Annotated in this window: 19 protein-coding genes; 7 read left to right on the top strand and 12 right to left on the bottom strand. The window is 61.1% G+C overall.

Annotated elements, in window-relative coordinates; translation table 11 throughout:
• Window positions 1-100: 100 nt before the first annotated feature.
• Window positions 101-844, bottom strand: a complete 744-nt coding sequence (locus ROR02_RS11640; protein WP_170245087.1) for a class I SAM-dependent methyltransferase — start codon at window positions 842-844, stop codon at window positions 101-103.
• 282 nt (window positions 845-1,126) lie between these two features.
• Between ROR02_RS11640 and ROR02_RS11635 the strand changes: the two genes are divergently transcribed.
• The 5 genes from ROR02_RS11635 to ROR02_RS11615 all read left to right on the top strand — a co-directional run bounded on the left by ROR02_RS11635 (window position 1,127) and on the right by ROR02_RS11615 (window position 8,350).
• Entirely contained in the window at window positions 1,127-1,951 is an 825-nt protein-coding gene (locus tag ROR02_RS11635) for a ParA family protein (protein WP_170245086.1), read from the top strand.
• Window positions 1,941-2,813, top strand: a complete 873-nt coding sequence (locus tag ROR02_RS11630; protein ID WP_147164198.1) for a ParB/RepB/Spo0J family partition protein — start codon at window positions 1,941-1,943, stop codon at window positions 2,811-2,813. The genes ROR02_RS11635 and ROR02_RS11630 overlap by 11 nt, the downstream gene beginning before the upstream one ends.
• Before the next feature lie 183 nt (window positions 2,814-2,996).
• The gene (locus ROR02_RS11625) at window positions 2,997-5,081 is read left to right on the top strand and encodes a methyltransferase domain-containing protein (protein ID WP_147164197.1); all 2,085 of its coding nucleotides are present in this window, start codon (window positions 2,997-2,999) and stop codon (window positions 5,079-5,081) included.
• A 155-nt stretch (window positions 5,082-5,236) separates the two neighbouring features.
• On the top strand, window positions 5,237-7,339 hold the full coding sequence (locus ROR02_RS11620; RefSeq protein WP_147164196.1) for a glycosyltransferase family protein: 2,103 nt from the start codon (window positions 5,237-5,239) through the stop codon (window positions 7,337-7,339).
• Between the two features lie 75 nt (window positions 7,340-7,414).
• Window positions 7,415-8,350 carry a radical SAM/SPASM domain-containing protein gene (locus tag ROR02_RS11615; protein ID WP_147164195.1) on the top strand — a complete coding sequence of 312 codons (936 nt, stop codon included), beginning with the start codon at window positions 7,415-7,417 and terminating at the stop codon, window positions 8,348-8,350.
• A gap of 57 nt (window positions 8,351-8,407) precedes the next feature.
• On the opposite strand, the gene ROR02_RS11610 is transcribed toward ROR02_RS11615, so the two are convergent.
• The 11 genes from ROR02_RS11610 to ROR02_RS11560 form a co-directional block, all read right to left on the bottom strand.
• Window positions 8,408-9,697 carry a nucleotide sugar dehydrogenase gene (locus ROR02_RS11610; protein ID WP_147164194.1) on the bottom strand — a complete coding sequence of 430 codons (1,290 nt, stop codon included), beginning with the start codon at window positions 9,695-9,697 and terminating at the stop codon, window positions 8,408-8,410.
• Between the two features lie 251 nt (window positions 9,698-9,948).
• Window positions 9,949-11,457 carry a hypothetical protein gene (locus tag ROR02_RS11605; protein ID WP_147164193.1) on the bottom strand — a complete coding sequence of 503 codons (1,509 nt, stop codon included), beginning with the start codon at window positions 11,455-11,457 and terminating at the stop codon, window positions 9,949-9,951.
• A 133-nt stretch (window positions 11,458-11,590) separates the two neighbouring features.
• Window positions 11,591-12,325, bottom strand: coding sequence for an acylneuraminate cytidylyltransferase family protein (locus ROR02_RS11600; RefSeq protein ID WP_147164192.1), 735 nt, complete (start codon window positions 12,323-12,325; stop codon window positions 11,591-11,593).
• Window positions 12,322-13,416 (bottom strand): pyridoxal phosphate-dependent aminotransferase, encoded by a 1,095-nt coding sequence (locus ROR02_RS11595; protein WP_147164191.1) that lies wholly within the window; start codon window positions 13,414-13,416, stop codon window positions 12,322-12,324. Before ROR02_RS11595 ends, ROR02_RS11600 begins: the two co-directional genes overlap by 4 nt.
• The gene (locus tag ROR02_RS11590; RefSeq protein WP_246135522.1) at window positions 13,413-14,189 is read right to left on the bottom strand and encodes a class I SAM-dependent methyltransferase; all 777 of its coding nucleotides are present in this window, start codon (window positions 14,187-14,189) and stop codon (window positions 13,413-13,415) included. The genes ROR02_RS11595 and ROR02_RS11590 overlap by 4 nt, the downstream gene beginning before the upstream one ends.
• 44 nt (window positions 14,190-14,233) lie before the next feature.
• Window positions 14,234-16,231: an FkbM family methyltransferase gene (locus ROR02_RS11585; RefSeq protein ID WP_170245085.1), complete on the bottom strand. Its 1,998-nt coding sequence runs from the start codon at window positions 16,229-16,231 to the stop codon at window positions 14,234-14,236.
• 209 nt (window positions 16,232-16,440) lie between these two features.
• A complete protein-coding gene (locus ROR02_RS11580; RefSeq protein WP_147164188.1) occupies window positions 16,441-17,091 on the bottom strand; it encodes a 6-phosphogluconolactonase in 651 nt (216 codons plus the stop codon).
• The gene (locus tag ROR02_RS11575) at window positions 17,076-17,831 is read right to left on the bottom strand and encodes an HAD family hydrolase (RefSeq protein ID WP_147164187.1); all 756 of its coding nucleotides are present in this window, start codon (window positions 17,829-17,831) and stop codon (window positions 17,076-17,078) included. Before ROR02_RS11575 ends, ROR02_RS11580 begins: the two co-directional genes overlap by 16 nt.
• Window positions 17,768-18,679 (bottom strand): NAD-dependent epimerase/dehydratase family protein, encoded by a 912-nt coding sequence (locus tag ROR02_RS11570; protein ID WP_147164186.1) that lies wholly within the window; start codon window positions 18,677-18,679, stop codon window positions 17,768-17,770. Before ROR02_RS11570 ends, ROR02_RS11575 begins: the two co-directional genes overlap by 64 nt.
• Window positions 18,676-19,617 carry an NAD(P)-dependent oxidoreductase gene (locus ROR02_RS11565; protein ID WP_147164185.1) on the bottom strand — a complete coding sequence of 314 codons (942 nt, stop codon included), beginning with the start codon at window positions 19,615-19,617 and terminating at the stop codon, window positions 18,676-18,678. Before ROR02_RS11565 ends, ROR02_RS11570 begins: the two co-directional genes overlap by 4 nt.
• A gap of 10 nt (window positions 19,618-19,627) precedes the next feature.
• Complete coding sequence (locus ROR02_RS11560) at window positions 19,628-20,779, bottom strand: radical SAM/SPASM domain-containing protein (RefSeq protein WP_147164184.1); 1,152 nt, start codon at window positions 20,777-20,779, stop codon at window positions 19,628-19,630.
• Between the two features lie 458 nt (window positions 20,780-21,237).
• Here ROR02_RS11560 and ROR02_RS11555 point away from each other — a divergent pair, with 458 nt between their 5' ends.
• The gene (locus ROR02_RS11555; RefSeq protein WP_246135521.1) at window positions 21,238-22,827 is read left to right on the top strand and encodes a B12-binding domain-containing radical SAM protein; all 1,590 of its coding nucleotides are present in this window, start codon (window positions 21,238-21,240) and stop codon (window positions 22,825-22,827) included.
• Between the two features lie 125 nt (window positions 22,828-22,952).
• Entirely contained in the window at window positions 22,953-23,714 is a 762-nt protein-coding gene (locus tag ROR02_RS11550; protein ID WP_147164182.1) for an FkbM family methyltransferase, read from the top strand.
• The last annotated feature ends 152 nt before the right edge of the window (window positions 23,715-23,866 follow it).

Genomic DNA, 23,866 nt, shown 5'->3' with positions numbered 1-23,866 from the left:
AGCGTGCGTCAGGGAAAAGGGGGCACCGCGGTTCCCGAAGCAGCAAACTCGAACAAAGGGAGCCAGAGTCTGTCCGCTTCAACGTGAAACGGACGGCCTGCTAGGCGGGAGTCACGGCGAAGAAAAACTGAAGCGCGGCCAGTTCCAGCACATCCTCGGGCGACAGGCCGTCGAGTTGCAGGCGTCCCACCCGCACCCGGCCGGTTTCCTTGATCGTCGGATCGTTCAGCAAGGACGAACAGCGCCCATCGGGCATCACATGCAGGCGCTGCACCACGAACCCGGTTTGAGCAAACATGGCGATCATGGTGCGGCGGGTGAAAAAGCGCAGGTGGGTGATATCCAGAATGCCCGAGGGCTCGTAGGCGAACTGTCCCCCATCCGCCAGGTTGGCCAGGATATACAGGTTGCGGATGTTGGGCAGGCTGACCAGCATCTGCCCCGTGGGAGCAAGATGGCTGCGCAAGGTTTGCAGCGCCCCCCAGGGATTGGGCATGTGCTCCAGCACGTCGGCCAGAATCACGGTGTCCAGACGCCCCTGGTCAAGACCGGCGGCAGCGAAGTCGAACGCCTCGAACAGGCCGTTGAACACGCCATCGAGCCGGGTTCGGGCAATGGCGGCGGCACTGTCGCGCGGCTCGATCCCCACCACCCGGCAGTCGGGGTGACGCTTCTTGACTGCCTGCCCCATGGCCCCGGTGAAGCACCCGACGTCGAGCACCGTCCTGGGGGGATGAAGGGCCACGTCCAGCAGGTGCACCGGCGCGTAGTCCGGCGGATAAACCAGCGGATCGCCCTGCCCTTGCAGCAACATCCAGGGGTGGAGGGTGGGGTTTTCTGGCATGGGGCAATGTCTCCGATCCAAGCCGGCCACGAGAAACGAACCGGAGGGAACCATACACCCCGGTTCCGAGAAGACAACATGCGTGAAAGAACCCGGCCAGGGGCCTTCGCGCGCGAGGCGCGACCCGGATCAACAGGCCATGTGCGACGTCGCACACGGCCCCGGGGGACGAGATTGCGCTGGGCCCCAAGCCTGCTTATGCTGAAAACGGCCGGTCACGGGACCGGGTTCGCGCTCGGTTCGATCCGGGCCAGGACCGTCCGTCAGCCCCTGGAGGGACATGTGCGACGTCGCACCATGATTATCGCCATCGCCAATCAAAAGGGTGGCGTCGGCAAAACCACATCCGCCATCAATCTTGGATACGCGCTCGCCCGCGACGGGGCGCCCGTCTTGCTGGTCGATAACGACCCCCAGGCCAACCTGACCAGTGGCGTTGGCCTTTTGCCCCATCAGGTGGAACGCGACCGCCGTACCCTGGCCGAGGTCCTGCTCAATGACCGCCCCGTGGCCGAGGTCATCCAGCCGTGTTGCGACGATGTCCCCTTGCATGTCCTGCCCTCCAGCCTGGGGCTGGCCCGCGCCGACATGGAGCTGTACCGGGCTCCGGGAAGCGATCTGGTCTTGCGCGAAAAGCTGGCCGAAGTGACCGATCGCTACGACTACATCCTGATAGACTGCCAGCCGTCGATCGGAATCCTGACCACCAACGCCCTGGCCGCCGCGACCCATGTGCTGGTGGCCGTCCAGACCGAGGCCTATGCCTTGATGGGCGTCACGGCGCTGCTGAACGTGATTGAAACCGTGCGCCGGCGCCTGAACCCGCATCTTGCGATCCTGGGCCTGCTGCCCACCTTGTTCGACCGCCGCAATTCGACCGACCGGGAGGTCTTGCAGTACATGCAAGACAACTACGCCGGCCTGACCGCCATTTTCCCCCCGATCGCCCGCACCACCGACCATTCCAAGGCGGCCAAGGCGGGGCGGCCGACCCTGGCGGTCCTGCCCGGCGCCCTGGGGGTTCAGGCCTACGTGGATCTGGCGCGCACCGTCCTGGCTCCCGCCCACGACGCCCTTCCCGACGGGACTGATCGCGATGTCGCGTAAGCTGCCCAACCACGCCTTCGCCGCCCTTGACGCCGCGCGCCGGGAAAGCGGGGCCGACCGCGCCTTTTCCCTGGACCGGCGGCGTCTGATCGAGGTGGAGGTGGCCCGGGTCCGCCCCAATCCCCATCAGCCGCGCACGGTGTTCCGGGACGAGGACATCGACGCCCTGGCCGCGTCCATCGCCCGGGTGGGGCTGCAAGAGCCGATCTTGATCCGCGATGTCCCCGGCGAGCGGGATGTCTGGGAACTGGTCGCCGGAGAACGCCGCCTGCGCGCCCACGAACGCCTGGGGCGTAGCCACATCGAGGCCATTCTGACCGATGGCGATGCCCGCGAAATTGCCCTGGTCGAGAACCTGCAACGGGTCGACCTGTCGCCGTTCGAGCTGGCCGCCGCCATTGGCGCCCTGGCCCAGGACAACGACTATTCCCACGAAGACCTTGCCGTGATCTGCGGGCGTCACCGCAGCGAGATTACCCGCCTGATCGGGCTTTCCCGCCTGCCGGCCAGCCTGCGCGAGGACTACGACGCCCGGGGCGGCGACATCAGCGTTTCGGTTCTCTACCTCCTTGCCGAAACCCCGGATGACGCCCTGCGACAGGTGCTTTGGGACAAGGCCAAGGCCGGCGCGACCCTCCGCCATTTGCGGGCCATCCGCGACGCGGCCCGCGCCGAGGGACCGGAAGCCGAGGGTCCGCCCCCCGCCGCTCCGGCGACACGGGCCATCACCCGCGCCTTGCGTGGCTTTGACCGGACCTTGGCCCAGGCGCGGCCCGAGGATCTGACGGCGGCCCAGCGGGAGCATTTGCAGCGTCTTCACGAGCGGATTAGCGCCTTGCTGGCCGCAGCCCGCATCTCCTGACCCATCGCTTTTTTACCATCCGGTTGGCCTGACGCGCGTGCCAGGAAGGACAGGCGGATGCTACGCCACGAACTCGCGTCCTCCCTTTCAAACTTGACGGCAATTTTGGTACCAATGACCTTGCGTTGGGGGGCCCCGTCTTGTGGTGTTCCTTCTCCCTTCCGGTCCGCTTAGGAGATCGCCGTGTCCACGCCCTCCCCGTTGCCCTTCCCTCTTCCCACCGAGCTTCGGATCAACCTGTGCAGCGGAAGTCAGCGGCCGCAAGGGTTCGTCAATATCGACCAGGGAAACGCCGATCTGGCCCTTGACCTGGATCGGGATCTTCTCCCCTTTCCCGACAACAGCGCCCTTTTGGTCGTGTGCATGTCGGCCATCAACTATTTCAGCCGGGACCGCGCGGTCGAAATCGTCCGCGATGTGCACCGCGTCTTGAAGCCGGGCGGCGTGGCCCGCTTCGGGGTTCAGGATCTGGCGGTCCTGGCCAGGAAATATCTGGAACAAGATGCCGGATTTTTCTTCCAGAAACTGCCCAATGGCATGGACCGTTTTCCGGGCGCGACATTCGCCGACAAGCTGAACGGTTTTTTTTATGGCTTCGCGGTCGGCTCCAAGCACTGCCGGTATGTGTATGATTTTCCCGCGCTGAAGGCCCTCTTCCAGGAAGCAGGCTTTACCCTGGTGGAACAGCGGGGGTTTCAGGAGAGCCGTTTTCCGGAAGCGGCCGCCCTCGATAATCGGCCAGAGCAGATGTTCTACCTGGAAGCCGTCAAGGCACCCCAGGGCCTGGATCTGGAAGCGGATACCCTCAAGCGGGCCCTGGCCGAAGACCAGGCTCAGAACCGCCTGTACAGCGAAGAGGCCTGGCAACGGGTGCTGCGCCTGCTTGACCTGACCCCCGGAGACCGAAGCGTGGTCGAAATGGCCTCGACCATTACCCTGACCGCCAACCGCCCGGAAGAGGCGGTCCGGGCGTGGGAGGATTATCTGGCCGTCCGTCCCGGCGATGTCGAAGCGATCAACCTGCTGCAGGCCCTGCGCCAGACCGCCCAACGCCAGCAAGGGGCCCGTCAGGCATTGATGCAGCAGCAGCGTCCGGCCTTGCGTCTGGCGTGGCCCGCCCCCCGCAATACAGTGGAGCCCGACCGGGCGCATCTTGAGAGCGCCATGAGCTGGCTCTTGCGTTCACAGGCGGCCCGGACCGATGGCGGATCGTCGGCCCAGTACATGATGGATCAGGAGCGCTGGGACGTTTCGTACCCCGAAACCACGGGCTACATCATTCCTTCCCTTCTTGCCTGGGAACGGCTGTCCGGAGACGAACGCGCCCTTCCCGCCGCCCGGCGGATGGCGGACTGGGAAATTCGCATCCAGTCTCCCACCGGGGGCACGGGCGAGGCCCTGGGGCACTACATCCGCCGGCCCCGGGTATTCAACACCGGTCAGGTCCTGCTGGGATGGGTGGCCCTGGCCCGGCGCACCGGCGAGGCCGCCTATCGGGACGCCGCGCTGCGCGCCGCGCGCTGGATCATCCGTTTGCAGGAAGCGGATGGGCGTTGGGAAAACTACACCTACGCCGGGGCTCGCTCCTACAAGGTCCGGGTGGCCTGGGCCCTGCTGGAAGTCGCGCGCCTGACCGGCGATGACGCCTGCCTGAAGGCGGGCCTGGCCGGCCTGGCCTGGACCAGGGCCCAGATCCAGCCCAACGGCTGGTTCGCGAATACCAGCCTGACCGATCCACAACGTCCCTGGACCCACTTGATCGGCTACACTCAGGTTGGCCTGCTGGAATCCTTGCGCTGCTGCGAGCGGATGGGCGTTGCCGTGCCCGACCGCGAGGGCCTGCTGGCTCTTTTGCATGTCTCGGCGCGCGGCAACGTGGCCGGTTATCTGCAAAGCCGCAAACCCGGCGCCACCCCCTGGCCCTTCCTGGGCCTGCGCGCGACCTATGCCCCCGACTGGAGCAGCAACGATGCGTGGAGCTGCGTCACCGGCAACGCCCAGATCGCCTTTTTCCTGCGGCGCCTGATGCCCCTGGTTCACGATCCCCTCCTGACCGAAGCCGCCGACCTGCTGATCTCGGATTTGAAGCGGACCCAGTTCCCGACCAGCGCCCCGAACGTGAACCTGCAAGGGGGCCTGCCTGGCGCCGATCCGATGGAGGCCCCCTATGTCTCCTTTGGTATTCCCAACTGGGGTGTTAAGTTTTTTGCCGATGCCTTGCTTGAACGGCTGCTGGTCAGCGACGAGGCCCTGGATTGCATCGGCTGATCGTCCGACGAAATTGGCGATAACGCCACGACACAAGGTTGGCATGCCCCCCTGGAACGCCTCCCCGCTCCGATCCCCTCTCTTGGGAACCGTGCGCTGCGTCATCCAGGGGGGATTCTTCCCCCCCCTGCCGGGAACGCGACGGGAACCCTTCCATGGATATGACCGCACAAAGCCGCAGAAAGCGCCCGGCCTATCGCTTTGGGCCCCTTGAACAGACCCTTGAACAGCTCAAGGAATTCGCGAGGACGGATCAATCCGAAACCGTCTTTGATGTGATTGACCTGCTGCTGACCCAGAATCCTGCACAGGCCCTTCCCATCCTGGCCCACGCCCATGACCTGTTGCAGATGCTGCCCAACCGCAGCCGATGGAACCTTTATGTGCGCCGTCTGTTCGATCTGGGAATCAAGGAAGGGGATCAGGTTCTGGACATTGGCAGCGGGCATAACCCGTTTCCGCTGGCCACCCACCTTGCCGACATTTCCTTGACGGATGGCACGATCGGACGGGCAGGAGTCCCCTTCCGCCACGTGGCGGGCAAGCCGGTGTTCGAGGTGCGGGTGGAAAACACCGGCTTCGCCGACAAGCAGTTCGATTTCGTGTACTGCTCCCATGTCCTGGAGCACAGCGACGACCCGGCGGCGGCCTGCCGTGAGCTGATGCGCATCGGCAAGCGGGGCTACATCGAAACGCCATCCCCGGGCAAGGACGCTTTCCTGGCCAGCGCGCTCACATCCAATCACCGCTGGAAGGTTTCGGTGCAGGCGGGGGTCCTGACCTTCGTTGAATACGAGGATTGGGAATTGCCCGGCCTGGACATCCCCCTTCTTCTTGACATGCACGTCAATCCGCAGACCCTGCGGGAAAAGGCCTTTTCGGCCCTGATTCACCTGCGGGCCGAGGCCGTCAACACAATGATGGTCTGGCAAGACGACTTCGAATTCGCGGTCCATCCTCGCCGGGGGCAGGGCGCCGTTAGCGTGAGCCCGCCGGCTTCCCCCAGATCCGTGCCCTCGTCTCCCGCGCGGCCGGCGGCGCCCCCCAACCCGGTGGCCGACGCCCTGACCCGACGCGACCAGCGTCTGCGTTTCATGCAGGTGCATGGGTTCTACGGGGCGTATCTCAACGCGTTTTACGCGGCGCGTCCGGGCCTTGACAGGGCACCAGCGGCCGCCCAGTACCAGGCCCTGTTCGAAGATGCCTTCAGCGGCGTCCACATGATTGCTCCGGCCATGGCCGAGGCCGGCTACGACGGCCGGCTGGTTGTCGCCAACGCCGAACCGGCGCAACGCGCCTGGGCGGCTGAACACGGGATTGATTTCGATCGCCTGGGACCGTCGGCGCTCCCCTTGTGCCTGATCCACCAGATCAATCTGTTCAACCCCGATGTTTTGTATCTTTCCGACCCCGTGACCTGGAGCCCGGCGCTTTTGCTGCCTCACCTGAAGCATCGGCCGCGCCTGGTGCTGGGCTGGCGGGCCGCCCATATCCCTAGCGATGCCGATTGGCGCGACATGGATGTGCTGCTTTCGTGCATCGGGGGCGTGCGCACCCTGGCCTCGCAGGTGGGGGCGCAAGCAGTGGATGCGTTCGCGCCCGGCATGCCCGACTGGATCGCCGACACGGTCGCCCCCCTGGAGCCCAGCGTGGATGTGGTGTTCACCGGTAACTGGGGCACTTTTCAGCACACCGCGCGCAACCGCCTGATCACGGCCATTGCCGAGGCGGCGCACCAAGACGGTTTTTCCCTGGCCTTGCACCTGTCAGGCGACCTGCGCGACACGCCCCCCGTGATTCATCCCTACCTGCGTCCGCCGGCGTTCGGGATGGAGATGCACCGGGTGCTGCGCTCGGGACGCATTGTTTTCGACGGACAGGGGGAAATCGGGCTTCTGGATCCGGCCACCGGCAAGGCTGTGGATGTCCGGGCCGGGGAAACGGGCAACATGCGCATTTTCGAGGCGGCGGGTACCGGCTGCTGTCTGCTGACCTTCGCGGCCACCAACCTCGCGCACTGGTTCACGCCGGGCACGGAAGTGGAGGTCTATCACGACGAAGCCTCGATGCTTGAAGCCCTGCGCCGGCTGCTGGCCGATCCCGGACGCTGCCGCGCCATGGGGGCCGCCGCCCGGGAACGGACCCGCCGCGATCATGCCATGGGGTGTCGCGTCCTCTGGATGGATGCCCTGATTAGGCGCCATCTAGGGCTGCCAATAGATCCCGCCACTCTGCCCTCTTTGGCGCTGATGTCGTAAGCCCTGTTTGCAATCCCTCTTTCCGCTCCTCACGTATACGAGGAGACCGGCAACCGAACGCAAGGATCCCCCGCGGTGACGGACCAATCCCTTTCCTCTTCGCCCGCCTCCTCCGACGCCGGGTCACCGCCTGCGCTGAACCCGCCCCTGGAGGCGATTCCCCCGGTCTTCACCATTGAAACCGTTCTGGGCTGCAATTTGCACTGCCCGGCGTGCGCCATCGGCGGTGGCATGGTGATGCGCAAGCATGGACGGTTGACGTTTGAACGCTATCAAATCGTTGCCGAGAAAATTCGCCCATACTGCAGGTATTTTTACCTGCACCTTTGGGGGGAACCACTCCTCAATATCGAAATTTACGATATAATCCGTCACGCTTCCCAGTATAGCCAGACCAATATCAGCACCAACGCCGTTACATTGAACGATGAAAAAGCGGAAAAGCTGATTACGTCTGGCGTGACGGATGTCATCGTCTCAATTGATGGGATGAGCCAGGATGTTTACGAACGCTATCGAGCGGGTGGGAAGGTCGATCGCGCCCTGAGCGGCCTCATGATGTTACAAAAATACAACCTGGCTCATGGCACTCCCGTCGCCATCATGCCTCAGTACATTCTGTTCAAGCACAACCAGCACGAAGCGGCTCAGTTCGCGCAGTTCTGCGCCGATATTGGCCTGCGCGCCACCTTCAAGGCTCCCTACCTGCGCAAAACCGAAGGCCTTGAATACTCGGATATTCCAGGATTCCGGCGCCAGCACCACGAAAATCAGGCCGACCGTCTGGAAGCCATGAAGACCTGTCAGAACGGTTGGAACGTTTTTACGATTCACCTGGATGGGTCCGTGGTCGCGTGCTGTTACGACCACAATCGCGAAACGTATTTCGGTAATATCTTTGAACAAAGTGTCGAGGAAATCTGGAACAGTCCGGCCTACACCCGCTTTCGCTACCGCCTGCGGACCGGGCACGCGGAGCGTTTTTGCGTCGATCAGTGTCTTTTGTACTGATGGCATCCCGATGGCCCGGGAGAGGAGGCGCCCGTCGATGCTCTCCCCACCGCGCCCTCACAGCCGCCATAGATCAATCCCGGCCGGACACGCGGCGCGATCCAGCACGCCCTTGACGTCGGCCACGACCCCTTGCCCCCCCTCCAACAGACGGGCCACCAGCTCCCATCCCCCGGTGCGGTAGGTATCGTGGGCAACCGCCAGGATCACCCCATGCGCGGGCCGCAGGGCGTCGGGCGAGGCCAGGGTCATGGCGTATTCCGCTTTCACCTCGGCCGGGTCGGCCAGCGGATCGACGATCTCGACCGTGACGCCAAAGGAGTGCAGTTCCTCGGCGATATCAACCACCCGCGTGTTACGGATATCGGGCACGTTTTCCTTGAAGGTCAGGCCCAGGATGACGACGTGCAACCCACCGCCCTGCCGGGGACGACGCAGTAGCAAGCGCAGCACCTCACGCGCGACATGAGCTCCCATGGTGTCGTTGATGCGCCGCCCGGCCAGAATGACCTCGGGGCGATAGCCCGCCTGCTCGGCGCAGTAGGTCAGGTAATACGGATCAACCCCGATGCAGTGCCCTCCCACCAGGCCGGGGGTGAAGGGCAGGAAGTTCCACTTCGTTCCCGCCGCCTCCAACACGTCGCGGGTATCGACCCCCAGGCGCCCGAAGATCAGGGACAGCTCGTTCATCAGCGCGATGTTTAAATCCCGTTGCGTGTTTTCCACCACCTTCGCGGCCTCGGCGGCCTGGATCGAGGGCGCCCGGTGAATGCCGGCCGTCACCACGCTGCCGTAAACCGCCGCGACGACTTCGAGCGTGGCGGCGTCCGAACCGGAAACCACCTTGCGGATGGTCGTGAAGCGGTGTTCCCGGTCGCCGGGATTGATCCGTTCCGGGCTGTAGCCGACCGTGAAATCCCGCCCGCAGACCAGACCGCTCCCCTCTTCCAGAAGAGGGACGCAGTCCTCCTCGGTTGCCCCAGGATAAACGGTCGATTCATAAACGACGATGTCGCCCTTTTTCAGGATAGCACCCACCGTGCGCGAAGCCGCGCGCAAAGGCCCCAGATCGGGCCGACGGGCCCGGTCGATTGGCGTGGGCACGGTGATGATGTGGAAATCCGCCTCCCGCAACAAGGCGGGATCCGTGGTCAAGGTCAGGCCCGCCCGGGCCAGATCCTGGTCTTCCACTTCGCCGGTGTGATCGTGTCCTGCGATCAAGGTATTGATGCGTGCGGGATTGATGTCAAACCCGATCACCCGCTGGCCCGCAATCCCGAATGCCACGGCCACGGGAAGGCCCACGTATCCCAGGCCGATCACGGAAATCTTTCGATCATGCGACACCGATCGCTCTCCTTGTTGTTGTCCGGCGCCTGAAAGGAAACTTCATGGCCCCGCCGCCCCAGGACAGGGAACCGCTTTTGGAAAAAGTCGAACGTAAAAACAAAGGAATAACACACCGCCCCCGGATCTGATGGGCTGCATGGCGCACCGGAGCATTTTCGACCGGGATGGACACTGTTCCGGAAGTTCGAAAGCGCGATACATCAAGAGATCAGAACGCATTTACTGATCTGTTCTGATCGGAATTCGCTCTAAAACGAAGCCAGGACGCGACGAGGCAAAGCGGAATCCGTTTCCATTTCTGCCTGTTCGTCACGCTTCAGTCCCGTCCAGCCGGCCGAAATCGCGGCGATAAGCTCATCGGAGGTCAGGGTCAATCGAGCCTTTTCTTCAGTTAGTAGTGAAGAAAATAAATTTTTCGCCGTCGGCACAACAAATGCCGTCGGGATACCCATGCTCAAGGCTTCGATAGCGCATGTCGAAATCTGCGTTACGTGGTGGTCGCACACCGAAAGAACTGTTGCCAATGATGACTCGTTAGCCATCTCTACTTCAATATTCGGTAAACCTACGCCAGCAGCCCATTCGATCAGATCCGCCTCGTGAAGCAATCGCATTTTTTTCTTGCGCCCCCACGGGTGGCAGCGCAGCAGCCAGAGCCAATCGCGGGGCGCTTTCACCATGGCTTCCCAGACGACATCATCCATGGGCTTGATTCCGAACGTCACCAAGATACGGTGACGATAAGGACGGGCCCAGAAAGCAAGCCTTTCGGCCAAGCCGGTCTCTTCGTCGTCCCGGGCCTGTTCCATGAAATCGGAGCGCCCTCCGATCTGGATCCGATGCGGATGCCCGTTGTCAGGCCACCAGCCGGCAATCTGCCGCGCCGAACTTTCCCCCCACACAAAAAACCAGCGGGGCAACAAAGCATATCCTTCTGGAGGCAAGGCCACCCAGTGGGTGTAAGGAGGCTGGTAGTCTCCCACCACGCAATGCTGCGCTTCGGCGACAGGAATCCCCAACCGGGCACAGGCCCACAGCAAGGCAAAGCCGGAAACATAATAGTAACACGTTAAAATAACTAACCGAGGCCTCAACGGCTCGATGACTTTTTCCATCATCTTGCGTTGAACAAGAAGAGAAGCAATGTCATAAGCAATGCCATCAAGGTCATTTTCAATGGAAATATTGAATTTTTTTTCCGTTAAGACACAAATATTATTCAGCAAATCTTCAGCAACATTAAGAAATTCTGATAATTCACGGCTCTTCAAGGCCATCTCTACGTTTTTATTATTATTACTTTCAATAAAAAGCGTTGCCCGAGCGCGAGGAACCATTTGCATGCCCTCGCTAAGCGCCATCTCCATTTTCAGGACTGAACCTTGTTCCGCTGCGGCATCAAACCAGCCGTCCAGAAGAGGCGCCCGGAATCCTTGTGCGGACTCGCGGTTGTGTTCATCGAACCGGGTATAAATGATCACAGGCCTCCGGGTTCCCTCCCAGGCCTGGAAAGAAGACGGTGGTGTTTCAATACATGTTTTAGGGTGATAGCACTCTTCCAGTAATGCTCCTCCCTCCTCTTCAATTGCCTGGATGGCGTCTTGAGACGCGCGCCCCAGGATAACATTATGCATTTTTGTCATTAACTCATAGCGGATAAAAGGCCATATATGAATTCCATCTACTAAAAAATCATTAATCGGGATATTCTTTTCAAGAAAAACAAAATAACATCCCAATGTTTTTTCATAAAACATCGCTTCACAACCATTCTTGCTAGAGTTTTCTCACCATAAATGATTTGCTCTATGCTGGACAGGGCATAAAAATAATAAAAAATTCAGAACGCATTCCATGATTATTCCTTATAGGAGTGCGCCCTGAAATGGATCAGGCCTCTTTCCAGCCATGAGCCTTCAACCACCATTCCAATTGGCCCATTTGCCAGGGATAATCAATGTCCAACCCTGCTTCATTATAAATAGGATGGATGTTCTTGCCCATCCAGCGTTGGGGCGAAACCCCCTCTTCCAAATGATCCAGGTTGCCCGGACGAATGACCGTCAAGGCAACATCGGCGAACCAGGCATCCCCCTGGCTGTCCCGATCGCATGAAAAGGTCGTCGGGTCCCCAAGCGCCTCGAAATCGACGAAGGGGTGCACCAGACCATCGGATCCAATGCGCCGGGCCCGCAGAGGGCTCCACATGTTATAGCGCGAAACCGTGATCGCGGAATCCAGGTCCGGGTTCTGGCGCAAGGCCGCGATGGCCTCACTGATCTGGGCCGGGTTTACGGTCGGTGCGTTGCAAAACAGACACACCAACAGTTCCAGCGGCTGGCCCGTGCGGCGCACGATCTCGTCGCGCCCGTGCACATAGGCATCCTCGGCCAGGGCGGCGTTGGTCGCCAGGTGGGGCGGGCGATCGATCACTTCCACGCCGTTGGCCCGGGCCAGGGTCTTGAGCTGCTCATCGTCGGTGGACAGGTAGACCCCCCCGACCTCGGGCGCATCCAGCGCCGCGCGCATGGGGTACCAGGACAAGGGGCGCCCCAAGAGCGGGGCCAGATTCTTGCCCGGGAACCCCTGGCTACCCTTACGACCCAATAAAAGCGCTGCGATCATCGGTTCCTCGCCAGACTATCGAAAACAAGGGATGCCACGGGTTCCAGAACGGATTGAGGAGCCGCCGTGAACCGGCTGAACCCGGCAAGGCACGGTTCGCTGAAATCGGGACGATACAATACCTTGTCCGCCAACGCCGCATGCACCCGGGGTGCCTGGTCGCCAAAGGCCACATGCAGGAAATTGCCCTCGCCCCTCAAGACCGGAAAGCCCCGGCCCGCCATCTGGTCCAGAAACCACGCCTTGCCGTCAAGAATCCGGTCCACCGCGGCCATGACCGTGTCGGCGTGGTCAAGCAGGCGGTCCAGCAGCGCAAGCCCCACGGCATTGACTTCGTACATCGGGCGCAGCTTGTGCAATAAGGCCGTGGTCGTGGGGGTGGCCACCAGGCAGCCGATGCGTGCCCCCGCCAAGCCCCAGGCCTTGGCGAAGGTCCGCGCCACCATCAGGTGCGGATGGCGGTCGATCAGGGGAAGAGCTGTGATCTTGCAAAAGGGATGGTAGGCCTCATCAACCAGCAAGGCCCCCCCTTCCCGTCCCACGGCCTGGGCCAGAACGTCCAGAGCGTCGAGGGACAGAACCGATCCGGTCGGGCTGTCCGGGTTCGGCAGGCAGACCAGGCGCGGATGGTGTTCAGCCACGGCCGCAAGCAGCTTCTCCATCCCCAGGAGCGGTCCCGGCTGGTAGTCAACGGCAACAATCCGGGCGCCGAACATCCTCGCGTACACGGGGTACATGGCGAAGCTGGGCGCGGTCATCAGCACCGTGTCTCCTGGCTCCAAAAAGGCCTCGTACGCGGTCCGGATGGCTCCGTCCGATCCGGCGGTGAACAGCAAGGCACTGGGAGAGAGACCCAGGTGGGCCGCCAGCTTCGCGTAGACCGGCGCGGCGTCGGGATAATCCAAGGCGGCCTCGGGCGGAAGAGCGGCCAGAAGGTTCCCGATCAGGACCCGCAAGGCGAGATCCGTGTTCTCATTCTTGTCGAGCCGAAGGCGACCGTCCCGCCCGGCCGGTCGGGTCCAATCGGGACGCTGCAAGCGCTCGTCGTGCAAAGCCGGACGAAAGGGAGGCGGGCAGAAAGGCTGGGTCATGGCAGCCACGCATCCCGGGGGAAAGATAAATCAAGCTGAACCGGGTCATCGGCAGGGCGGGGCGCGCGGTCGCGCTCCACGGCAAGCACACCGAACAACACCCGCTCCACCGGCGTGCGGGCCGTCGCGGAAGGCTTGCCCCAATACCCATACGCCACAAGACGGCGCGTCTCGGGCAGTGTGGACAGCATGGATAAAGCCGTGTTGAGGTTCAGCACCACATAAGCCGCCTTCTCGCACCCTTCCGGCACGGGGTCGTCTCCGTAGTGAATATACTGGAAGCTTTGTGCGAGCGAGGTTACGGAAGCCCCCGGTGTCAGGCGCAAGGAAACAACCATCACCCCGCCCGGAGCCACCCGGGCCCAGCTCGCGGCCAGGATCCCCGCCGTGTCCAGGTTCCAGTCCGCGCAGCTCAGGTTGACCACCATGTCAAAGCCCTGGGAAGCAAGGCTTGCGTCCTCGACCACGTCGCCCACCAGCAAGCGGGTCTCGGGCGGCAGGTCACCCGCCTCTCGTCCGGTTGCGATGGCCTGGGGATTGATATCGATCCCGGTGTAGGAAGACAAAGTGAAGCGCCCGCCCAGCATCGCCCCCAGTCCACCAGCCGCGCAACCGACATCAAGGACATGACCGAACGTTTCCCGTTCCCGGGCGAGGCAATCAAAAATCCAACGCTCGGAAGGATAATAATCATCCCACTTCCGGCGGGACCGCCCAAAATATTTGGAGATTTCCTCGCTATGGTAATGAATATTTTTTTCTTTACTCACCATGTCATACCCTGCATTTTTGTTTATACAAAACATTTCTATCATCTTTAGGCGTTATTTTTATTTTTCCGCCACGCCAGGACCGTGACCAGATCCTTGTCGGTCTGAAGCACCCCAAAGGGCGGCTTGCGCCCCTTTTCCCAGGTTGCCTGATGCAGGTCGACCAGCATGTACTCGAAGCCCTGGGCGCTCAGGACTCCCAGGATATCGCCTACCCGACCCTGGCTGTCCTCAAGGTGGTGCACCTCGATGATCATGCGATCGACGGCGCGCAGGGCCTCGCCGCAATCAGGGATCAGGGTGTATTCAGCCCCTTCGACATCCATCTTGAGCAGCCCCACCCGGCGCCCGCGTTCCAGCCAGTCGCGCAACCGCACCGAGGGCAGGCGCCGCCCCCCTTGGCCATCGGCACTCACATGACCGGCGTCGTCGCCGGCCCCGCTGAACACCACACCCTGGTCGTGGCTCCACACGGCCGCCGCGTAAACACGGGCTTGATTGACCCCAAAGTTTTTCAGATTCTCGGCGGCCAGGACAGCCAGGGCCGGATCCGCCTCAAAGGCCTCGATCTCGCACCCGGGGTACTGGTTGGCGAAGAACAGGCTGGCCAGCCCAATGTGGGCACCACAATCCAGGATATAAGGCGCCGGCTCGGCCGGATCGAACGCATACAGTTTTTCGTTAAAAATTTGCTGGAACTGAAAATAGAAGCTGTGCAAATCAGCAAAGCGCAGGGGCCGCCCTTCCGTCAAAACATGCCCCGGCAGCCGGCGGGGGAAGAAGGGACGCAGCAAGCCTACCTCGCGCAGCATGGCGGACGGGTCGCCGATGACAAGGGGGGGATCCTGGGGGATTGGCCGCGCTGGCTGCGCCATCACGGGCGCCGAAACCGGGGGCAGGATCCGGTCCACCACCTGGCGGTGGAAACCGGCAAAGGCAGAGATAAACCGGGACTTCAAGGCCGGATCGGGCCGCCAGCTTTCGGCAACCAGTTTTTGAACCTGGGAAGCCGCCTGATTGAGATCGGGGGACAGGCGGGCAATCAACCCCTCAGGCAGTTCTGACGAAAACGCCGTGGACGCATGAACGGTCGCGACCGCATGGGCCGAGACGATGCTTTTGGCCAAGGCGCCTTCGATCGACGCCGACCATAACGAGGGAACCGCTACCAGCTTGGCCCGACGCATCAGCTGGGCAAGACCACTTTCCCAACTCAAGGACAGCATCATGATGTTGGGAGGAATCTCGCCTTGAAAGACTTCGCGCGAGATCGGCAGAAAGAAAGAGACCTGGGGCAGGCGGGTGGCCAGACCGATGATCCACATGATCCCCTTCGCGTAGGAAGGATGACCGTGATAGACAACATCAACGGTTTGCTGTTCCTCGGAAAGCCGGCCGTGTTCAAAATCGTCAAACACGTCATCCCAGTCGCCACACCACAAACCGACTTCCTGAATGTCGGCCCTGGGCCCGAACTGCATGCGCGCGAGGCGACCGTGGTTGTAGTTCTGAACGAAAAAGGTCACGTGACCGTCGCGGCCCAGGGCGTGAAGCCGCTGGATGAATTCATAGCCAAAGCCGTCTTCAACCGGCATGGGGCGGCAGCCGGTGGCCTGGCCGACTTCCATCCGTCCCCCCAGGCAGCGCAGGCACGGCTGGACTTCGTTTTGCAGATGATTGTAGCTGGTCGCGCAAAAAAAGCTGGAATCAAGCACGTAATAGTGCGACCGGCGGCCGGCGGCGGCACGCCGTTCCATGATTTCAATGGCTTCCCGGCGACCGAAAAACTGCGGATGCAAAAGAAGGAAGTTGGGTGCCCGAACCGCGCGTTCGAGGTCGGCATCCGGAATGCGGTGGCCCAGGGGCGCGCACAAAATCCGGACGTCCTGGCGCCCCTTGGTCGTGAGGTCGCGTACGATGTGGCTCACGAAACGGCCGGTTCCCGTTCGATCGGCCGGAATGCCGGTCAGAACCAGCCAGTCCGTTTCGACATGCGGGGCCGGACCGTACACTTCGACAATCGCTTCGGGCATGGGAGTGGTCATGGTGCCTACCTGTTCGGGGCCGTTGTCGCGGAACCTGCGCAAGGGAGAGTAGCCCCTGGCGGGCGCCATTGAAATTCCTCTTCGGAGACGTCGGTTCAGCCCCGAGAGCCTTCATCCGACGGAGGCTAAACCAAGCGTACTGCATAAAGCGCCGCACAAAAAATGAAAGACGGCACTTACCTTTCAGGTCTTATTATTTCTGCCCCTTGTTAAGGGAACCAATACACATCAAGACCGGGCCCTGCTCCGGCGTTCAAGGCCGCAAGAGGCGTGTCCGCTGGCGGCGCCTCCAGCAACGCCCGCTTGGCCGCTCCCCCGGCTAGCAAAAACAGGGCCCCGGTGGCCTGCAACCGGGACAAGGACAAGGAAAGACGCGTGCGCGGTTCCACCGGGGCCCGGGCTCGCACCAGGCCACCCCCGTCGGGCGTTTCCCAGGGCTGACCGGGAAACAGCGAAGCTACATGGCCATCCTCGCCCAATCCCAAGACCACGGCGGCAAAGCGTCCGGGTAGTTCCGAGGGATCAGCCGCCAGGGGTTCCAAGGGATGCAAGGCCGCCGCCGCCGCGGCAAGGCCCCGACGCGAGCGAGCGATCTGGCCCAGGTTGCTCGCCGGATCGTCCGAAGGCACCTGGCGCTCATCGGTAACGGTCACGATGATATCGGCCCAAGGCAGAGGCCGGGCAAACAGACAGGCGAATAGCCCGCGTGGCGTCGAGCCGCCGGGCAAAACCAGCCAAGCCCGGGGTTCGGTTGCCAGAACCCGCCGAACGGAAGATTCCAGGGCTTCGGCCAGGGCCCAGGCGGCGGCCTGGGCGTCGGGAAAGGCGTGAATCACAAGGTGGTTCACGGTTTCAGGCATGGCTTCAGCACTCCGGGAAGCGCCACCAGGTCGGGAACGACGGCGACGCCGGCAGGAAATGGCGACGAAGCCCCCGCCGGCACCCGGCCCAGGAACAGGCAGCCGGCCTGACAGGCGGCTTCGAAATCCGTGGTCGCATCGCCAATGAACAGAACCCGGCCCGCTTCCAACTGGTGACGCACCAGGATATCGGCTGTCAGCGCGGCTTTTTTCGCCGGCGACCCACGCATTTCAGCGAAAAAGGATGTCATGTTCCGGCGTTGCAAAATACGCAGCAACTCAATTTCAGGGGTCCCCGAAACGATGAACAAAGGGAGACGATCCTTCAAGAAGGCCAGCAGCGCCCCGGCGCCCGGAACCTCGGGCGCCTGCGCAACGGCATCTTCCACCAACCCCCCAAACCGGTCCGCCCAGCGTGTCACCTCGTCGTCGGTCAGGGGCGTGCCCAGAAAAGCCGCGTGATAATGCCGGATCTTGTCAAAGCGCGAAACGCCCCCATGGGCCTCGTGATGGGCTATCACCTGGCCGACCACGTCCGGACCCGCTTCTTGATACAAGGCCGCGAAGGCTCGGGTCTTGACGTCGACGGACTCAGCCAGAACCCCGTCGAAATCAAAAATTATCGCATCCAAAAAAGATGGGAGCCTGTCCGCGAACCGGGGAGCGTCGGAGTTATTCATATCGGCTCCGGCAATTCCGTGTCGGCAGGCGGTAACGTTTCGTGGATCTCGGCCATGCAATCCAGAAGACCTTGCCCCATGTCCACGAAATCATTGCTGACCAGCTTGTGTCCGACCTGAGGACGAAAACTATACGGCGTATGCACGTAGTGGGAATCGCTGGCCGTGGGCAAGACGGAAAGGCCTACCTCCCGGCCGGAGATCGTTGCAATCATCTGCATGACATCGCGAATGAGCATGTGTTCCTGGCCGGTCAGAACCACATGACGGTTTTCAAATTCCGGGCTCAGGATTTTCACGCTCATGCGGGCCGCGTCGCTCACATGAATGTATTCCCGCTGCGCCTGATCGGAGCCGTAATACGTAATGGTTCCCGTCGTCAGTGCCTCGCGAACCATGCGATGGATGGTATTGTTCTGGTTCGCGCGCCGCCCATACAGCGAGCCATAGCGCAAAATCGTGAACGGCAAGCCGAAACGGGCCTGGTAGGCTTCGATGAACAGTTCAGCGGCTTGCTTGCTGGCCCGATAAAGCCCCCCTTGCACGGAAAAAACATAAACGCTGCTCGCGAATACGAAGCGCCTCGCGCAAAACTCCCGAGCCGCTTCCAACGTGTTGATCATCCCCACCACATTGGTGGTCAACGTCGTGGCCGGTTTATCGGCCGCGTCGTCGATGTCGGCCAGAGCGGCAAAATTATAAACAACCTTGCAGCCCGCCGTGGCTTCGCGCACCAGGGCGGCGTCCAGGATCGATCCAACGATCATCGTTTGGTCGGAACGCAGGTAGGGCGAGGGAACGAGATCGAAGATCCGGACATCGAAGCCCGTGTCCGACAAGGCATCGGCGACATGGCTGCCAAGGAAGCCGGATCCCCCAAAAACAATGACGGTATCGGATCGTTTCATGACGCGTTCGGGATCAGGCCCGCCTCTTTAAGGGCACGTTCCAGGTTGGCGGCGGCTTCCAGTTCCATCTGCCGACGGGTTTCCAGGGCGGCCGAGCCCATGTGAGCAGTCAAGACCACGTTTTGCAGGTTCATCAGGGGGCCATGATACGGCTCGTCGGCAAAGACATCGAGCCCGGCACCGGCCAGGTGCCCGCCCTCCAAGGCCGCGTGCAAGGCGTTTTCATCGACCAACGCCCCCCGGGCGGTGTTGACCACCACCGCACCGGCCGGCAGCAAGGCCAGGCGCGCCGCATCCAGAACAGGCCCCCCTTCGCTCGCGGCGCAGTGCAGCGTCACGACGTCTGACTGACGCAACAAGGTTTCCAGGGAAACCAGGGGAACCGTCGGCACGGCCCCCCCGGCCATCATCGGGTCATGCGCCACCACCCGCGCGCCAAAGGCCTGGCACAACCCGGCCACCCGCCGCCCGATGCGGCCCAACCCGATCACCCCCACCGTACGCGCCCCCAACAGCCCGCCTTGCAGGCTTTTCCAGGTTCCAGCGCGCATGGCCCGGTCAGCCTCGGCGACACGTCGCAAGACCGCCAGCATCAGCGCCATGGCCAGTTCCGCCACGGCCGCCGCCGGAGCATCGGGGGTATTGCGCACCAAGATCCCCCGCGTGGCCGCCGTGCCCAGGTCTACGTTGTCAAGTCCGGTGCCACACCGCGACAACACCTTGAGGCCCGTGGCCTGCCGCAGCACGGCTTGTGTCAAGGGCTCGACGCCGGCAATCATGCCGACCACCCCCGGATTGGCCAAAAGCTCTCCGACTTCCTGTTCGGAAAGTCGCCGCTTGGTGGGATTGGTCACGATTCCGAAACCGGCCGCGCGCAAACGCGCCAGAACCGGGTTGTGATCAACGTCAAAGCTGCTGGTCGTAATGGCGATCTGCATGGGGTCTCTACTAAACGAGGCTGCACCGGTTGCACGGATGGACGCGGGCGCGCTGGCCATTTTGGTGGTGCTCGCGCAGGGCCTGATAGGCGGGACCTCGCCAGAGGTCGGAGATCGAGGCGTCATCGACCGAGCCCAGGGCCAGGGCCGACATGAAATCCACCTCGCAGGGGTTCACGGTTCCGTCCCACCAGATCATCATCCGCCGCCATAGATCGGAACACGGCGCGCTCACCGAGGAAAGCGGCTCGTCGTAGACGTTTTCCTTGGCGTAATAGCGAACAAAGGTTACCTGATCGACCATGTCGGACCAGAAGGCCTGCATCATCTCGATGTCTTGTTCCGTTTCCAGCATGTGGACACCGGATACCCGGGTCAAGGTACGCGCGCCCGGGTAATGGGCGGCCCGGATCTGGTTGAACTGACGAATGTTGCGCACGACCTGGTCCAGCTTGCCGTTGCGCCGCAAGCGGCCGTACAGGGGTTCCTCGGCGGCATCGGCGGAAAAGACCAGGGTGGAAACCCCGGCCGACAGCAAGGCGTGGCACTTGTCCTCGGTCAGCATCGAGGCATTGGTGTTGATCTTCAAGGCCAGGAAACGCCCGGCCACGGCGGCCAGCATCGGCGTGATGTCGGGGCACAGCAGCGGCTCGCCCCGCGAGGCAAAGGTGATCGCCTCGACCTTGCCCGCCAGTTCGTCGATCAGACGGCGAAACCGCTCCAGCGGCATGTGCCCCATGTGGCCGTTGCTTTTACGGGTAAAGGGGCGATGGCTTTGAAAGCAGAACACGCAGCGGAAATTGCACATCGAGGTCAGCTCGATTTCCACCGATGGCGGATAGGCATCGAGCAGGTAATGCTCGGGATAAACATCGAACCGGTAGCGATAGGCCAGGAAACGCCCCAGATCCCTGGTATCCACCCGCTCCATTTCCGCGAGAACGTGAGGTTTCAGCCGAAAAAGCGCGAGAGGGCCCGGCTCCAGCACATCGCGGGCCGCTCGGGCGGCCAGGGGATCGATCCCGCCCGTGTTCCCGTCCGGGCCCGCGCACGACGCAAGAAAGGTGCCCAGGCGCTCCTTGGCCCGGTCCAGGGCTCCGGCATCCAGGCCGAGGCTTTCAATCGCCTCGGCTTTTTGATAGGCGGGCTGCGCAACGGTCATTGGGAGCCTCTTTTGCAAGCCCGACGCCCCAGGCGCCAAGCGAAAAAAATGCAGCGGATCGACCCTAAGGGATCACTCTTAAAGAGGCCTTTTCCTGCCCTTCGCTTTTTTACATGGCGCAACGCGATGCTGGCGTCCATCCTAGAGTGAGCCCCGAAAAGTGGGAACCGCTTTTTGGGTAGGCCCGATGGGACACCTCGCGGTTTCCCTCAAACAATGCGAAGGAAGGAAAACAAGGGCCGCGCGAGGGCTCTCCCCCGCCCATCCTCCTCGAAACCAAACGAAAATTGTAAAGAAAAGGCACGAGCCTTTTCACTCTGGCAAATCCTCGAAGCTCTACCAATCACACGTACAGTTTGACGCCCTTCCTTTCAAACGGTATCCTTCTCGTCCTACCCTCGAATTTTTTATAGATTAAATTTCCTGTGCCTTAAGGAAAGACCTTTTTGGAGGTGGAAATGAAGGAAAATCCTCTTCTTCCAGACCGACAGTCTCCAAACGCGAAATCATTTCGCGTTCTTTTTCTATATCCAAACATACAAATGAGCGCTCTGGCGCCCCAGGGGATTGCCTACCTTTCCGCTGTTCTCAGGCAGAATGGGTTTGTTGTGGATATTTTTGACACAACATTTTATACGTCAGACCTGACCAGCGATACAAATAACGAGAAAGTTTATTTATCCATCGTTCGACCCTTTAATTGGGATGAAAAAGGGATAACCCCCCAACCGGGCGACATGCTTTATGATTTTGCCCAGAAAATCGAGGAATTCCAACCCGATCTTCTGGCAATTTCCGTCGTGGAGAGCACCTGGTGCATTGCGGATATCATGCTCCAGAACCTGCCCCGCCGGATACGGACGATCGTGGGGGGGGTGTTTCCCACCTACGCCCCGGAAATCGTCATCGCACACCCCAACGTTGATTATCTCTGCCGGGGCGAAGGCGAACTGGCCTTGCTTTCCTTGTGCACCGCCCTGGCGGATGGCAAGGACACCACCGCGTTGCCCAACGTCTGGGCCAAGATCGACGGGACGGTGCACCGCAATCCCTTGGGATCCACCCTGACCCTGGACGACCTGCCCTTACCGGACTGGAGCCTTTTCGAAGAAAAAAGCCTGTATCGCCCCATGCAAGGGCACGTTTACAAAACCATTGGCGTCGAAACCCAGCGCGGATGCCCCTACAAGTGCACATATTGCAACTCACCTGCCAACAATGAGTTGTACAGGAACCAAAAAGTAGGTGCTTTTTACAGAAAGAAGTCCATCGCCCGGATTGCGCAAGAGCTTTCCCGGGTTGTCGATATGTATTCCCCTGAATTGATATATTTCGTTGTTGATACCTTCCTTGCCATGAGCGACCGGGAACTTGCCGAGTTCTCGGAGATGTACCAGGATTTTAAAATTCCGTTCTGGATGAACACCCGCGCGGAAACCATGACCCCGTGGCGCGCGGAACAGCTTGAAAAAATGAACTGCCTGCGGGTCAACATCGGGATCGAACACGGCAACGACGCCTACCGAAACAAAATGCTGCTCAGGACCGTCAGCAGCGAGCGCATGCTGGAGGCCTTCCAGGCCTGTTCCGGACGCAGCTTCGTATGCGTTGCGAATTCGATTATTGGGTTTCCCGACGAAACCCGTGATCTTGTTTTCGACACGATCGAATTCAATCGCCGCCTTCCCCGCGACATCGAAGCATCGGGCGCCTTTATTTTCACGCCGTTCCACGGCACCCACTTGCGAGAGGTCGCCGTGGCACGCGGCTACCTTGATCCCGCAACCATCTGTGCTTCCAACGTAACCAGAGGCAGCCTTTTGCACATGCCGACCCTGTCCCCCGAGGAGTTGCTGGGACTGTGCCGGGTCTTCAGTTTCTATGTCAAAATGGAAAAGGAACGCTGGCCGGAAATCCGGCTTGCCGAGAGCAACACGGCGGAAGGCGAACGAAAATTCAAGGAATTGCGGGATGAATTCGTGGAGCGTTACCGCAACTCGACGATCAATCCCAAGGAAGCAACCGGCGTCTACACATCCCTTGAATGAAACTCATTCATCCCGTATCCAGATTTGGCATGACACATGCCGTCTTGGGACGTGGGATGCCACCTCCTGAAAGCACAGCAAATACCCACCCATGAACCCATAAATTTCTCGAAAAGAGAAAAACCATGATCACGGATTTGACCGGCGAATTCGATGGGCGCAAGGAAATTTTTGTTCAGATCCAGTATAACAATCGGGCAGTTCGTTTTTTTGCACCCAACTGGCTAACCCATTACCGTGCCCACACGATGTTCAGCAAGGAGCCGGAAACGGTGGCCTGGCTGGGGGAGATGGGGCCTCGGGATGTTCTTCTCGATATCGGCGCCAATATCGGCAGCTACACCATTTGGGCTGCCGGGATTCAAGGATGCAAGGTTGTCGCGGTCGAGCCGGAATCCCGTAACTTTGCAATTCTTCAAACAAATGTTTTTTGCAATGGCCTTCAGGAAAAAGTTACCGCTTTTTGTGCGGCAGCTGGAGATTACGACGGAATCGGAACCTTGTTTGTCAATGGATTGCTGGCGGGCAATTCTTCGCACGAACTTAATTACGCGGTTGACGCCGCCTTGACTCCCAAGGACATGCCGCTGCGCCAGGGCATCATGGCGGTGCAGGTGGATACCTTGCTGGCCAATGCCGAGATTCCCTTCCCGACCCGAATCAAAATCGATGTGGATGGCTTCGAGCATCAGGTTGTCGACGGCATGCAAAAAACCCTGACCGACGAAAGCGTGTCTTCGGTCCTGATTGAACTGGATCCGACCTTGCCGCCTCATGCGGCCTTGATCGACCGTTTCACCGATTTGGGGTTTGCCTACGACCCGGCCCAGGTCGAGGCGTCTTATCCCGGGAACCCGCACGCCAACTACATTTTCCGGCGGGTCTGACCCCCTCGCCACAAGGGGCGAGGCGCCAGCAGGAGGGCGCACCGTGTTCCCCTGCAGCGACAGGGGATAAGCATCGAATGGGATGGATTTTATATGTGAGAAAAATCCATCCCATTATTTTTTATCCAAAAAATTTGGAACAACGAAATCTA

The organism is Pararhodospirillum oryzae (assembly GCF_007992075.1).
Lineage (GTDB): Bacteria > Pseudomonadota > Alphaproteobacteria > Rhodospirillales > Rhodospirillaceae > Pararhodospirillum > Pararhodospirillum oryzae.
This window is presented reverse-complemented; position numbering and strand designations above follow the sequence as displayed.

What these genes read in the sequence shown, in the direction of transcription:
- ROR02_RS11555 (WP_246135521.1), top strand. Translation starts at nt 21,238, where the DNA reads ATGAAGGAAAATCCTCTTCTTCCAGACCGACAGTCTCCAAACGCGAAA.
- ROR02_RS11560 (WP_147164184.1), bottom strand. Translation starts at nt 20,779, where the DNA reads ATGACCGTTGCGCAGCCCGCCTATCAAAAAGCCGAGGCGATTGAAAGC.
- ROR02_RS11580 (WP_147164188.1), bottom strand. Translation starts at nt 17,091, where the DNA reads ATGCCTGAAACCGTGAACCACCTTGTGATTCACGCCTTTCCCGACGCC.
- ROR02_RS11550 (WP_147164182.1), top strand. Translation starts at nt 22,953, where the DNA reads ATGATCACGGATTTGACCGGCGAATTCGATGGGCGCAAGGAAATTTTT.
- ROR02_RS11630 (WP_147164198.1), top strand. Translation starts at nt 1,941, where the DNA reads ATGTCGCGTAAGCTGCCCAACCACGCCTTCGCCGCCCTTGACGCCGCG.
- ROR02_RS11570 (WP_147164186.1), bottom strand. Translation starts at nt 18,679, where the DNA reads ATGAAACGATCCGATACCGTCATTGTTTTTGGGGGATCCGGCTTCCTT.
- ROR02_RS11595 (WP_147164191.1), bottom strand. Translation starts at nt 13,416, where the DNA reads ATGACCCAGCCTTTCTGCCCGCCTCCCTTTCGTCCGGCTTTGCACGAC.
- ROR02_RS11585 (WP_170245085.1), bottom strand. Translation starts at nt 16,231, where the DNA reads ATGACCACTCCCATGCCCGAAGCGATTGTCGAAGTGTACGGTCCGGCC.
- ROR02_RS11640 (WP_170245087.1), bottom strand. Translation starts at nt 844, where the DNA reads ATGCCAGAAAACCCCACCCTCCACCCCTGGATGTTGCTGCAAGGGCAG.
- ROR02_RS11605 (WP_147164193.1), bottom strand. Translation starts at nt 11,457, where the DNA reads ATGTTTTATGAAAAAACATTGGGATGTTATTTTGTTTTTCTTGAAAAG.
- ROR02_RS11600 (WP_147164192.1), bottom strand. Translation starts at nt 12,325, where the DNA reads ATGATCGCAGCGCTTTTATTGGGTCGTAAGGGTAGCCAGGGGTTCCCG.
- ROR02_RS11565 (WP_147164185.1), bottom strand. Translation starts at nt 19,617, where the DNA reads ATGCAGATCGCCATTACGACCAGCAGCTTTGACGTTGATCACAACCCG.
- ROR02_RS11620 (WP_147164196.1), top strand. Translation starts at nt 5,237, where the DNA reads ATGGATATGACCGCACAAAGCCGCAGAAAGCGCCCGGCCTATCGCTTT.
- ROR02_RS11590 (WP_246135522.1), bottom strand. Translation starts at nt 14,189, where the DNA reads ATGGTGAGTAAAGAAAAAAATATTCATTACCATAGCGAGGAAATCTCC.